Genomic DNA, 13,598 nt, shown 5'->3' with positions numbered 1-13,598 from the left:
TTATGGCATATTTTTTGACGACAAAAATTTGAAAACCACTGAAATACAGCAAAAACAACCTTTTTAAACCCGAAAGGCAGACGATATTAATACACACAAATACCAAATAAAAGACATGAAAACTATATAGCCATTAAATTAAATTTCCAAAAGCATCAATTTTTTTCAAATGATCTTTATCATACAAAGAAGTTTTTTATAACTTGCCGTTTATTAGACATAACGCTGTCTTAGATGTATCATTTTTTTTAAAACCCAAAATTCATTTAAACTATGAAGAAAATTTTTTTGTTATTAATGGTTGTAGGACTTATGGCCTGTGCCGGTCAATCCGGAAAAGACAAACAATCAGAAGAAAAATCTGAGGCCATAGAAGCTACTCAGGAAGCTGTTGAAGAAAGTGCTGAAGCAGTTGAGGAAACTGCCGAAGAGGCTGTTGATGAAGCCGAAGCAGCAGGCGAAGAAGCTGCTGAAGAAGCAGAAGAAGCAGCCGGCGAAGTAAAAGAAGAGGTTGAAGAAGAAGTTGAAGAAGTGCAGGAATAAGCTTCTTTAAGCTTTATTCTGTGAAAAAGGCTGTCTATATGGCAGCCTTTTTTTTAACAGTTACCTTCAACAAAATGAAGCGAAACTTTTATCAAGCTATTTGTTTTGAATGAAGGATTGGCCTATTTTTGATGCTGCTTTATGTCAGATTTGGCCACACGAAATATCATGTATTTGCCGGGAGTAGGCCCCAAAAAAGCCGAAATCCTGAAAAAGGAACTTCAAATTACTTCCTTTGAGGACCTTTTGTATCATTTCCCCTATAAATATGTCGACCGGAGTCGTATCTATTCAATCCGCGAAATAAATGGAGAAATGCCCTACATCCAGGTAAAAGGAAAAATAATCGCACTCAGACTGGTTGGCGATGGCAGAGGAAAAAGAATGGTCGGCACTTTTTCGGATGGAACCGGAACACTTGACCTTGTTTGGTTCAAGGGCATCAAATATTTCAAAGAACAAATTAAACCGGGTCAGCCATACATACTCTTCGGAAAGCCAACAGTTTTCAACAATACCATCAATGTAGTACACCCTGAGCTGGAAAAGGAACAACCCGGGAAAGTCCCTTTTTTCCAGGGTCTTCAGCCTTTCTACAACACCACGGAGAAGATGAAGAACAATTATCTTACTTCCCGTACCATTTTTAAGCTGGTTCAAAATGTTTTTCACAATTACCAGTCTGCAATTCCGGAAACACTGCCCGCTTCGGTAATCCACAAGATGAAACTCATGAAACTGGACGAAGCCCTGAGATACATCCACCTTCCACCTGATGCTCAAACACTTCAGAAAGCTACTTTCCGGTTGAAATTTGAGGAACTTTTCTATATTCAGCTTAATATCCTCAGGTTGCGAAACCAGCGTACTTATAATATTAAAGGACATGTATTCGAAAAGATAGGTACCATCTTTAACCAGTTTTATAAACAGAATCTCCCGTTTGAACTCACCGATGCCCAAAAGAGGGTCATCAAAGAGATGAGAAAAGATATGGGAAGCGGGCAACAAATGAACCGCCTTTTACAAGGAGATGTGGGAAGTGGAAAAACACTGGTAGCATTGATGATCATGCTTATTGCCATTGATAACAAGTTCCAGACCTGTCTTATGGCACCTACTGAAATTCTGGCCTCCCAGCATTTTGAAACCATAACGGAAATGCTTCAGGGAATAAATGTGAATATTGAATTGCTCACAGGTTCCACCCGAAAGTCTGACCGTGACAGGATACATGCATCGCTCCGGGACGGGACACTTGACATACTGATTGGCACGCATGCACTTATCGAGGATACCGTGCAATTTAAGAATCTGGGCCTGGTCGTTATTGATGAGCAACATCGCTTTGGAGTAGCTCAGCGTGCCAGGCTTTGGAAAAAAAACATATCCCCGCCACACGTTCTGGTCATGACTGCTACCCCGATACCCCGCACTTTAGCCATGACCACTTATGGCGATCTGGATGTATCGGTTATTGATGAACTTCCGCCGGGCCGAAAACCAGTGCAAACCACACATGTTTATCACAACAAACGGCTCGGTGTAAACAAGTTCATTCAGGAGCAAATTAATGCCGGCAGACAGATATACATTGTGTATCCTTTAATTGAAGAATCTGAAAGCATGGATTTTAAAAACCTCACAGAGGGTTATGAATATATAAAAGAAGTCTTCCCGAATCAGAAAGTCTCAATGGTACACGGCAAAATGAAACCGGCCGAAAAAGATGCCGCGATGCAGGATTTTGCTTCCGGAAAATCGAAAATACTGGTTTCAACAACCGTCATTGAGGTCGGAGTAAATGTACCCAACGCATCCGTAATGGTCATAGAAAGTGCCGAACGATTCGGGCTGTCGCAATTGCACCAACTTCGGGGCAGAGTTGGAAGAGGTGCCGAACAAAGTTATTGCATCCTGATGACCGGCTACAAACTCTCCAACGAAACCCGGAAACGGATGGAAATAATGACCCGAACCAACGACGGTTTCGAGATTGCAGAAGCCGATATGAAACTCAGAGGGCCCGGCGATCTGGAAGGAACACAACAATCGGGGCTGCCTTTTGAACTCAAAATTGCCAACCTGGCTAAGGATACACGTATTTTGCAAATGGCCAGAAATGCAGCACAAGACATCCTTTCTGACGATCCATTACTGGAAAAGTCTGAAAATGCCATTCTGCTGCGACAACTAAAAAAGCTGGCACAACAAAAAATGAACTGGGCAATGATTAGTTGACCAATTTTTATATGCAGAAATTTTTCATTAATATAAATTCGTCTAAATTAACCATTTCACACTTCTCTATCTAACAATCCAACAACTTGTTAAAAGTTATTTTAATTTGTTCTAAACAAAAAATACAGGCCCTCAACAGCCAATGTTCCCCAATTATATACATTTGTGCCCACAAAGGGGAAATAAAACCAACATGGCTGACAAATACCAGATAAAACACGAAGGCATAGTAGAAACAGCGGAAGGCGGCCATGCCCGGGTACGCATTCTGACTCAGTCAGCCTGCGCCTCGTGCCATGCAAAAGGGGTGTGTACTGCCGCCGATCTTCAGGAAAAAATCATTGATGCTACCTGTGACAGACCTTACGCCTCCGGCGACAAAGTAACACTTACAGGTAACAGCAAATCAGGTCTTCAGGCCGCATGGTGGGCATATATTCTTCCTCTGTTTCTGATTTTGGGCACGTTAATCACAACTTTTTCTCTCACCAGCAATGAAAATCTGGCAGGCCTTTTAGCCCTTGGAATTTTAGTTCCTTATTATTTGACCATAAAGCTCCTCAATAAAAAGTTTTTTAAGACATTTTCTTTTACCATAAAACCATCTACGGAATAGTGTTATGAGTATTGTTTTGATAACCATAATGACACTCGTGGGACTTGGCGCCCTTGCAGCTGTCATTCTTTATCTGGCATCACAAAAATTCAAGGTGTTTGAAGATCCCCGCATCGACCAGGTGGAAGAAGTTCTTCCGGCTGCCAACTGCGGGGGGTGTGGATATCCAGGGTGCCGTGCTTTTGCCGAAGCTTTGGTAAAAGCCGATGATATTTCCGATTTGAATTGTCCTGTTGGCGGACCAGACGTCATGGCAAAAGTTGCAGAAATTTTAGGGAAAGAGGCCGGCAAGAGTGCTCCCCAGGTAGCGGTGGTTCGTTGTAACGGCACCTGTGAACACAGGCCACGAATTAATCAATACGAAGGTGCATCATCATGTGTTGTTGCTGCAGCCTTGTATGGGGGCGAAACAGGTTGTTCTTACGGTTGTTACGGTCTTGGCGATTGCGTTGAAGCCTGCGATTTTGATGCCATGTATATGGATGAGGAAACTGGTCTTCCCGTTGTTATTGAAGACAATTGCGTAGCTTGCGGTGCCTGTGTTGATGCCTGTCCCAGGGACATAATTGAACTTCGCAAAAAAGGCCCGAAAAGCAGACGCATATATGTCAATTGTGTCAACCAAGACAAAGGTGCAGTAGCAAGAAAGGCATGCGAGGTAGCTTGCATCGGATGTGGGAAATGTGTTAAAGTATGTCCCTTTGATGCCATCACCCTCGAAAACAACCTGGCATATATCCATGACGACAAATGTAAGCTATGCAGGAAATGCGTCGCCGAATGCCCGACCAATTCCATTCTTGAAATAAATTTTCCACCTCGCAAGAACAAACCTGCCGCGAAGGAAGCAGCCACCGAAAAAACTGAGGAAGAAAGTAAATAATCTATTGATCATCACTTAAAACAATATACAACCGTGCTTAAAACATTCAAAAAAGGAGGTGTTCACCCGGATGAAAGAAAAATATCTGCCGGGAAAAGCATTGAAATACTTCCCCTCCCAAAGAGAGTTGCGGTACCAACAACACAGCACATCGGTGCACCGGCAAAACCGCTTGTTAAGAAGGGCGATATTGTTAAAACCGGTCAACTGATCGCCGCATCAGGCGGATTTGTCTCGGCCAATATCCATTCTCCCGTCTCGGGAAAAGTATTTAAAACAGATGAAGTGGTGGATGCATCGGGCTACCGCAAACCTGCTATAATAATCGACACAGAAGGTGATGAATGGGACGAAAGTATTGATCGCTCCGACAAACTCGTCAAAGAAATAGCCCTTTCGGGTGAAGAGATCATCAAAAAAACCGGAGAGATGGGAATTGTAGGAATGGGGGGTGCTACCTTTCCCACACATGTAAAGCTGTCTCCTCCTCCCGGAAAGAAATGTGAGATTTTGCTGATCAACGGTGTAGAATGTGAGCCATACCTGACCAGCGACCATCGAATTATGCTGGAAAAAAGTGAAGAATTGATGGTGGGCATTCGAATTCTCATGAAGGCGCTCAAAGTCAACAGAGCCGTCATCGGTATCGAGAATAACAAACCCGATGCCATAGGGAAGTTGACCAATCTTGCAGCCAAAGAAGATGGCATTGAAGTGCAGCCTCTTAAGGTGAAATATCCCCAGGGTGGTGAAAAACAGCTTATCGATGCAATCACTGGTCGTCAGGTTCCATCAGGAAAATTGCCTATTGAAGTAGGGGCAGTTGTTCATAATGTCGGAACCACTTTTGCCGTTTACGAAGCCATCCAGAAAAATAAACCGCTCATTGAAAGAGTGGTAACCGTAACCGGGCCCGGCATAACTCAACCCTCCAACTTCCTTGTCAGAATAGGAACACCGGTCGGTCAGCTTATCGAGGCCGCCGGCGGTTTACCCGACAACATGGGCAAGGTAATCGGGGGCGGACCAATGATGGGGAAGGCGCTGGTGAATCTGGATGTTCCCGTTACCAAAGGAAGTTCCGGGATTTTAGTCTTGCCGCACGAAGAAGCACACAGAGCTCCGGTAGAGAATTGCATACGTTGCAGCAAATGTATATCGGCATGTCCTATGGGATTGGAACCATACCTGTTAATGATCGAAGCGGAGAAGGAACTCTGGGACAGAGCTGAAAACGACAACATAATGGACTGTATCGAATGTGGTTCGTGCAGTTTCACCTGTCCGGCGCACAGGCCGCTTCTCGATTACATCCGCTTAGGGAAGGGGAAAGTAGGACAAATAATTAGAAACAGAAACTAAAACAAAGTACCAGATACAATGAACCAAAAGTTAGTCATTTCTCCATCACCGCATGTACACGGAGGTGATTCTGTCCCGAAGAACATGTATGGAGTGATTATCGCGCTTCTTCCTGCACTGGTTGCCTCATTATGGTTTTTTGGAATCGGGGCACTCATTATTACTCTCACATCAATAGCAGCTTGTGTTTTCTTTGAGTGGCTCATTCAGAAATATTTACTTAAAACAACTCCGTCTGTTTCGGATGGTTCAGCAGCCGTTACGGGACTATTGCTCGCTTTTAACTTACCCACAAACATCCCTTTAGGACTGATAATTATAGGCGCTGCGGTGGCAATAGGAATCGGCAAGCTATCTTTCGGGGGGTTGGGAAACAACCCGTTTAACCCGGCATTGGTGGGCAGAGTCTTTCTGCTAATCTCATTTCCCGTACAAATGACCAGCTGGCCGGTACCAATAACCTCACGGTTACATTATATTGATGCAGAAACAGCCGCAACACCCCTGTCTGTAATCAAAGAAGGTGTATCGGCCGGACAAACCATCCCGGAACTAATGTCCGAAATACCCTCTTATATCAATATGTTTATAGGTAACATTGGCGGAAGTGCCGGGGAGATGGCAGGGATAGCGCTCATTCTGGGAGGAATCTATCTTTTGTGGAAGAAAATCATTACCTGGCACATACCGGTTAGTGTAATCGGGTCGGTGATCATTTTTACCGGCATTTTGCATCTTATCGATCCTTCAACATACGCAGACCCATTGTTCCATGTGCTGGCAGGTGGTGTCTTACTCGGTGCCTTCTTTATGGCCACCGACTATGTTACCTCACCCATGTCACGACAGGGAATGCTTCTTTACGGAGTGGGAATAGGTGTAATAACGGTTCTTATAAGGGTATTTGGTTCGTATCCCGAAGGCGTTTCTTTTGCTATCCTGATAATGAACGCTTTCACGCCTCTTATCGACAGATACATGAAACCCAAACGGTTTGGAGAAAAGGTAAAAACAGTAAGGGCGCAAACCTCAAAATAGAATTGAAATGGGCAAAACAGTTTCATCGCTTTCCAATATGGCTCTGACACTGATAATCATCACTTTGGTGGCAGGAGCATCGTTGGGATATATCTATAAACTTACCGAAGGACCTATTGCTGTGGCCAAAGAACAAAAACAACAGGAAGCCATCCGGCTTGTGGTTCCTGACTTTGACAATAACCCGGCACAGGAAATGTATAAAATTCCAGGTCCTGATGGCGATTCACTGAAAGTTTTTCCGGCCAAAAAAGATGGTATCAATGTTGGCGTAGCCATCGAAAGTATCAGTCACAAAGGTTTTGGCGGGGATGTTAAAATAATGGTTGGCATACTGCCAGACGGTACCATTTACAATTATCAGGTACTTGAACACAAAGAAACACCCGGCCTTGGAACAAAAATGGCAACATGGTTTAAACCTTCAGGCGAAGAAGATATGTCAAAAGCTTCCGGAAATACTTTCTTTGACTGGTTGTTTGGGATCAAAAGCGAGGGAACCGGCGGAACAACCAGCATTGTTGGCATTGACCCCGCAGAAACAGAACTAAAAGTATCTGCCGACGGTGGTGATATTGATGCGATAACAGCAGCCACCATCAGTTCCAGAGCTTTTCTTGATGCCGTTCAGAAGGCATGGAATGCCTATAATAAAAATGCAGATTCGTACAGTTCGGCAACCACTAAAAACAATAGCTCTGAACGCGAAACAAAAGACCAATAAAACGAGAATGGCATAACAGATTGTTAGGTTGTTAGGTTGTTAGATAAAGTAATAACATATAACATTCTAACAATTTAACAACCATAACAATCCTAACAACCATAAAAACATTAACAATCTAACAACCATAACAACTTATTAAATGTAAGATGAAATGAATAAGAGATGGATTACCACAACGAGAATATTTATAAATGCTTACATGCGAATTGCATTCGAGCTTAATAAATAAATTATATACGAATGAAACGAGCATGACAAGGTTTGTCACAAGAGAACATGTATAAACCCAATCATGCGAGTTCCATCAGACCAACAACTTAAACTAATTTTATACCGATGAATCAATGGAAAAATTTCACAAAAGGCTTCTTTAAAGATAATCCGGTCTTTGTTATGCTTCTGGGAATGTGTCCCACGCTGGGGGTCACCTCATCGGCTGTGAACGGACTGGGGATGGGATTGGCCACCACTTTTGTGCTGGTCATGTCGAACATAGTTGTCGCACTGGTCAAAAATTTCATACCTGAAAAAGTGCGAATTCCGTCTTTCATAGTCATCATTGCCTCGTTTGTTACCATAGTGGAAATGGTGATGCAAGCCTATCTTCCGGCATTGTTCGAAGCGTTGGGCCTTTTTATCCCGCTCATTGTTGTAAACTGCCTTGTTTTAGGCCGCGCTGAAGCTTTTGCCTCAAAAAACACGCTGGGTTCATCAATTGTCGACGGTCTGGGCATGGGCCTTGGCTTTTCAATGGCATTGACCATGCTCGGTGCCGTAAGAGAACTTTTAGGCAGCGGTATGATATTTGGTCTTACCCTCTATCCCGAGGATTACGGCATGCTCATTTTCGTGCTGGCACCTGGGGCATTTATTGCATTGGGATATCTTACCGCATTTATCAACAGAGTGCGTAAAGCGTAGGATAGTCAGATATTAGTTGATAGTTGATAGTTTTTAGTTGATAGTCAATCTGTTAAGAATAGATGTGATAAAAATATAAATCATGACTTATTTTATCATCGTCATATCAGCAATATTTGTTAACAATATTGTTTTGAGCCAGTTCCTGGGAATTTGCCCTTTTCTTGGCGTCTCAAAGAAAATATCCACCGGCATTGGCATGACCGGTGCCGTTACGTTCGTAATGGTTATAGCGACCATTGTGACCTATTTCATCCAGGAATTAATTCTTGTAAAGTTTGGCATAACATTTCTTCAAACCATTTCCTTTATTCTGGTCATTGCATCTCTGGTTCAACTGGTAGAGATTGTCCTAAAAAAGGTCAGTCCCCCACTGTATCAGGCACTGGGCGTTTTTCTTCCCCTGATAACCACCAACTGTGCAATCCTGGGGGTTGCCATTATGACCGTAAGCCGCGACTACAACCTGATTGAAGCAGTGGTTTTTCGGCTTCATCAGCTATCGGGTTCGGACTTGCACTTGTTACTTTTGCCGGTATCAGGGAACAGCTCGACCTTGTAAATCTGCCCAAAGGTATGCAGGGAGCACCTGTAGCACTGGTGGTCGCAGGAATCCTCGCTATGGCCTTTATGGGTTTTGCAGGGATGGTATAGTTCAATAGATCATTAGATTTTTAGATATAAGTAATTTAGTCAGTAGTTTTTAGTCAATAGTCAATAGCAATGTTTTAGAGGTACTGACATATTCCAGAAGCTGACAAAAGTGCATAAATGACATATTTTAAGCGATTTATGGTTTTGTTAGATATAAGATGATTCATATAATATTGATATACTGCATTTTAATAAACAAACATTCTTTTACACAAACAATTAATTTGCAGCGCTTTGTAAAAGTTTAACGGAGCATTGTAGTTTTGACCTTTCAAAATTGTTCTTAAACCTAAAAATATTTCACTTTTTCAGAAACCCTGAAATGCCTGCACCGTAAACAAACCGTGCAGGTATTTTTTTAAGATATGAGCCCGCTCCAGAATTTTTACCAGCACCTCAAAATGTTATAATTTCCCTAATCCCTTTCAACTATTGCTATGAAATCATTAAATTTGTTTTAAGAACAGAAACGATTTGAAGGGAAGATAAATGACAACACAAAATCAACTCAGGGCCTATAAATATTTTTCCGGAACCATTCTTCTAATTGCAGGCATGCTTGTATGGGGTCTGTTTACATATTCTTCAGAACCAGAAATAAAAGAAAGCCAGCCCACGCACAGCAAAATGTTCCAAAAGGAATACAATATTTTTTCGCTTCCTGTACCGCAAAATCCTACTTTTGCCGGCGAACCGGTTCCCATAGAACGGTCGTACATCCGCGAAAGCTTAGACAGAGAACTACTTGTCAATACTTATTGGCAATCACAAACATTGCTTTTTATCAAACGAGCTGCCAAGTATTTCCCGTTAATCGAACCTATCCTAAAAAAGGAAGGGGTCCCCGATGACTTTAAATACCTGGCACTTGCAGAAAGTGCCCTGATCATGCGTGCATCATCACCTGCAGGAGCAAAAGGCCCATGGCAATTTATGCGTGGTGCCGCTATTGATTACGGGCTGGAAGTGAACAGAGAAGTCGATGAACGTTATCACCTTGAAAAGTCGACCGAAGCAGCCTGCCGGTTTCTTAAAAGCAGCTACGAAAAATTTGGAAGCTGGACGTTAGCTGCTGCCGCTTACAACGCAGGCAGGTCACACGTACTCAGTGAACTTGACAGGCAGAAAACCAATAATTATTACGATCTCCTTCTCAATGAAGAAACCGGTCGCTATGTTTTTCGCATCATTGCCATTAAAGAAATTATTGAAGACCCCGAAAAATACGGATTCCATGTAAAAGAGGAAGACCTCTACTACATGCCCGAGACTTACACAGTACAAGTTGATTCGTCAGTGAGTAATTTCGCCGATTTTGCCATCTCTTATGGAATATCGTATAAAGAATTGAAAGACCTTAATCCCTGGCTCAGAGATAATAAACTGACCAATTCACGTGGAAAACCATATCATATTAAACTCCCGGTAGATACTTCATTTAGCAGGGATGCCGAAACGGAACCCGATTCTCTGACAGCTGTTTCGGCTGCCGGTGATTATTAGCTATCTTCATATTTTGAAAAGAAGGTTCTTTTCCGGGCTTATATACTTTTGCTATCTTTGTAGGTTCTAAAAAACCTTATAAGTGAAGTCATTGAATAACAATACAGCCCCCATAGAGAAAGACCTTGAGCAAATTGATATTCTTGGAGCAAGGGTTCATAATCTTCAAAACATAGACGTAACCATCCCCCGCAATGAGCTGGTTGTAATTACCGGCCTCAGCGGAAGTGGCAAATCATCTCTTGCATTTGATACTATTTATGCGGAAGGACAAAGGCGGTATATTGAAACATTCTCGGCCTATGCCCGCCAGTTTCTTGGTGGATTGGAGCGACCGGATGTGGATAAAATAACTGGCCTCAGCCCTGTCATCTCTATTGAGCAAAAAACAACCGGGAAAAATCCACGATCCACCGTCGGAACCACTACTGAGGTATATGATTTCTTTCGTCTTCTTTATGCACGTGCCGGAGAAGCCGTCTCTTATGAAACAGGCGAAAAAATGGTGAAATATACCGACCGCCAGATTATCGACCTCATTCTCTCCTCATTTGAAAACAAAAGCGTCTACATCCTCGCCCCCATGGTTAAAGGACGGAAAGGGCATTACAAAGAACTGTTTGAGCAGATCCGGAAAAAAGGATTTCTCAACGTAAGAGTTGACGGAGAAATCAAAGAGATAAAACAGGGGATGAAACTCGACCGCTACAAAAATCATTTTGTAGAAGTTGTTATTGACAAGTTAAAAGTATCATCCAAAGACCGAAAGCGTCTGGAAGATTCCGTATCTCTTGCCATGAAGCAAGGGAAAAACATTATGATGGTACTCGACAGAGACACTGACAGACCGCGTTATTTCAGCCGGCAACTAATGTGTCCCACAACCGGAATTTCTTACAATGAACCGGCCCCCCATAATTTTTCTTTCAATTCCCCCCAGGGTGCATGCCCTAAGTGCAAAGGACTGGGATTTGTCGAAGAAATAGATATCGAAAAAATAATACCCGACGATAAAATATCGATCTATTCGGGAGGCATTGTTCCGCTGGGTCGATACAAGAACAGCCTTATTTTCTGGCAGCTGGAAGCAATTGCCGACAAATATGGCTTCACGCTGAAAACACCTGTTAAAAATATTCCGGAAGAAGGCCTGGATGAGATATTGCATGGCACAACGGAGCCACTGCGATTAAAAAACACACCACTGGGCAGCTCATCAAACTATAGTCTGAGTTTCGACGGAATTATCAGTTACATCCAAAACCAGCAAAACAATGACACCTCGCAAAAGGCCAGAAAATGGGCCAACCAGTTCATCCGGCAAACCACCTGCCCGGCCTGTAACGGACAACGCCTGAACAAAGAAGCCCTTCATTTTCTTATCGACGGGAAAAATATTGCCGAGGTGAGTAAAATGGACCTGAACGAACTTTTCAATTGGTGTGACGGTCTTGAAAACCGGTTATCGGACAAACAGAGAGCCATTGCTACAGAAATTCTGAAAGAGATCAGAACCCGATTAGGTTTTATGCTTGATGTCGGTCTCGAATATTTGTCCCTTGACAGAAGTGCCATGTCTCTTTCGGGAGGGGAAAGCCAACGGATCAGGCTGGCCACACAGATAGGTTCTCAGCTTGTCAATGTACTCTACATTCTTGACGAGCCAAGCATCGGGCTTCATCAACGAGACAATCATCGTCTAATAGATTCACTCAAGCAATTGCGCGATACCGGAAATTCCATCCTGGTGGTTGAACACGACCGCGACATGATGTTGGCAGCCGATCATATTATTGACATGGGGCCTTATGCAGGCCGCCATGGCGGCGAGATTGTGGCGCAGGGAAAACCCGGCGAAATCCTTAAAACAAATACACTTACTGCGGATTACCTGAAACGGAACAAGGAAATTCCACTGCCCGAAGCAAGAAGAAAAAGCAATGGCCGGGTATTGACCATAAAAGGCGCCAGCGGTAATAATCTGAAAAATGTTGATGTAGCATTTCCGCTTGGAACCTTTATTTGTGTTACAGGCGTTTCGGGTAGCGGAAAATCAACGCTGGTCAACGAAACCCTTTATCCAATTCTCAGCCAGCATATTTACAAATCGGTTAAAGACCCCCTGCCCTTCAACTCGGTAGAAGGACTTGAATATATTGATAAAGTTGTGGATGTGGATCAGGCACCCCTCGGACGAACACCACGCTCCAATCCAGCCACTTACACCAAATTGTTTGACGATATCCGGAAACTCTTTGCCGAGTTGCCCGAAGCAAAGATCCGGGCCTATAAACCGGGACGCTTTTCGTTCAATGTAAAGGGAGGCAGGTGCGAAACATGCAAAGGAGCCGGCGTCCAGGTGATAGAAATGAACTTTTTGCCCGATGTAATGGTCGAATGTCCCGACTGCCGGGGTAAACGTTACAACCGGGAAACACTTGAAGTTCGCTACAAAGGAAAGTCTGTCAGCGATGTGCTGGATATGACCATCAACCAGGCTGTTGAATTTTTCGAAAACATTCCCTCCATTCTTCACCGTCTGAAAGTACTGCAGGATGTCGGACTTGGCTATATCAAACTCGGACAGCCATCCACAACACTCTCGGGGGGAGAGTCCCAGCGAGTGAAACTTGCCGCAGAACTCTCGAAAAAAGACACCGGAAAAACAGTTTATATCCTCGATGAGCCTACTACGGGACTTCATTTTGAAGATATCAGGGTGTTGCTGGATGTACTCAACAAACTTGTTTCGAGAGGAAACACAGTTATTGTCATCGAGCACAATCTCGATGTCATCAAAACAGCCGATTACATTATTGATATCGGTCCGGAAGGGGGTGCAAGAGGTGGCCGGATAATATGTTGCGGAACACCCGAGGAAGTAGCAGCCACCAAAAAAAGTTTTACCGGACAATTTCTTAAAAAAGAAGAAGGTTTGTGATCCGGCTTGTTTTCTTTATATTGTAGAATATCTCGCTGTCAACAGATCGGCAGATTTTTAAAGGCAAGCAGCCGGCAGGCAGAAGGCAGAAGTATGGGCATGGGGCTGAGGGCATGGAGCATGGGGTAATGGTAGAAAGGTGAGAAGGTAGAAGGGCCGGATGGTATCC

10 protein-coding genes and 1 pseudogene are annotated in these 13,598 nt (G+C 43.4%); all 11 read left to right on the top strand.

Going from position 1 to position 13,598, the window contains the following annotated elements:
- Positions 1-273 precede the first annotated feature (273 nt).
- The 11 genes and pseudogenes from OQ5_RS0106905 to uvrA all read left to right on the top strand — a co-directional run bounded on the left by OQ5_RS0106905 (position 274) and on the right by uvrA (position 13,429).
- A complete protein-coding gene (locus tag OQ5_RS0106905) occupies positions 274-543 on the top strand; it encodes a hypothetical protein (RefSeq protein ID WP_016776782.1) in 270 nt (89 codons plus the stop codon).
- A 141-nt stretch (positions 544-684) separates the two neighbouring features.
- Positions 685-2,784 carry an ATP-dependent DNA helicase RecG gene (gene recG, locus OQ5_RS0106900; protein ID WP_016776781.1) on the top strand — a complete coding sequence of 700 codons (2,100 nt, stop codon included), beginning with the start codon at positions 685-687 and terminating at the stop codon, positions 2,782-2,784.
- A gap of 193 nt (positions 2,785-2,977) precedes the next feature.
- Positions 2,978-3,400 (top strand): SoxR reducing system RseC family protein, encoded by a 423-nt coding sequence (locus OQ5_RS0106895; protein ID WP_026055153.1) that lies wholly within the window; start codon positions 2,978-2,980, stop codon positions 3,398-3,400.
- Between the two features lie 4 nt (positions 3,401-3,404).
- Positions 3,405-4,283 (top strand): Fe-S cluster domain-containing protein, encoded by an 879-nt coding sequence (locus OQ5_RS0106890; RefSeq protein WP_016776779.1) that lies wholly within the window; start codon positions 3,405-3,407, stop codon positions 4,281-4,283.
- 33 nt (positions 4,284-4,316) lie between these two features.
- Positions 4,317-5,645 (top strand): electron transport complex subunit RsxC, encoded by a 1,329-nt coding sequence (gene rsxC, locus OQ5_RS0106885; protein WP_016776778.1) that lies wholly within the window; start codon positions 4,317-4,319, stop codon positions 5,643-5,645.
- A gap of 18 nt (positions 5,646-5,663) precedes the next feature.
- Positions 5,664-6,683: an RnfABCDGE type electron transport complex subunit D gene (locus tag OQ5_RS0106880; RefSeq protein WP_016776777.1), complete on the top strand. Its 1,020-nt coding sequence runs from the start codon at positions 5,664-5,666 to the stop codon at positions 6,681-6,683.
- A gap of 7 nt (positions 6,684-6,690) precedes the next feature.
- The gene (locus tag OQ5_RS0106875; RefSeq protein ID WP_016776776.1) at positions 6,691-7,407 is read left to right on the top strand and encodes an RnfABCDGE type electron transport complex subunit G; all 717 of its coding nucleotides are present in this window, start codon (positions 6,691-6,693) and stop codon (positions 7,405-7,407) included.
- A 339-nt stretch (positions 7,408-7,746) separates the two neighbouring features.
- On the top strand, positions 7,747-8,331 hold the full coding sequence (gene rsxE / locus OQ5_RS0106870) for an electron transport complex subunit RsxE (RefSeq protein ID WP_016776775.1): 585 nt from the start codon (positions 7,747-7,749) through the stop codon (positions 8,329-8,331).
- 82 nt (positions 8,332-8,413) lie between these two features.
- Positions 8,414-8,985: pseudogene (locus tag OQ5_RS20475) on the top strand (electron transport complex protein RnfA).
- Positions 8,986-9,474: 489 nt separating this feature from the next.
- A complete protein-coding gene (locus tag OQ5_RS0106860; RefSeq protein ID WP_016776774.1) occupies positions 9,475-10,488 on the top strand; it encodes a transglycosylase SLT domain-containing protein in 1,014 nt (337 codons plus the stop codon).
- An 82-nt stretch (positions 10,489-10,570) separates the two neighbouring features.
- Entirely contained in the window at positions 10,571-13,429 is a 2,859-nt protein-coding gene (gene uvrA, locus OQ5_RS0106855) for an excinuclease ABC subunit UvrA (protein WP_016776773.1), read from the top strand.
- The last annotated feature ends 169 nt before the right edge of the window (positions 13,430-13,598 follow it).

The sequence above is a fragment of the Anaerophaga thermohalophila str. Valhall genome (genome assembly GCF_000250735.1).
Classification (GTDB): domain Bacteria; phylum Bacteroidota; class Bacteroidia; order Bacteroidales; family Marinilabiliaceae; genus Anaerophaga; species Anaerophaga thermohalophila_A.
The sequence above is the reverse complement of the archived record's forward strand: the minus strand, read 5'-3'. Positions and strand labels throughout refer to the sequence as shown.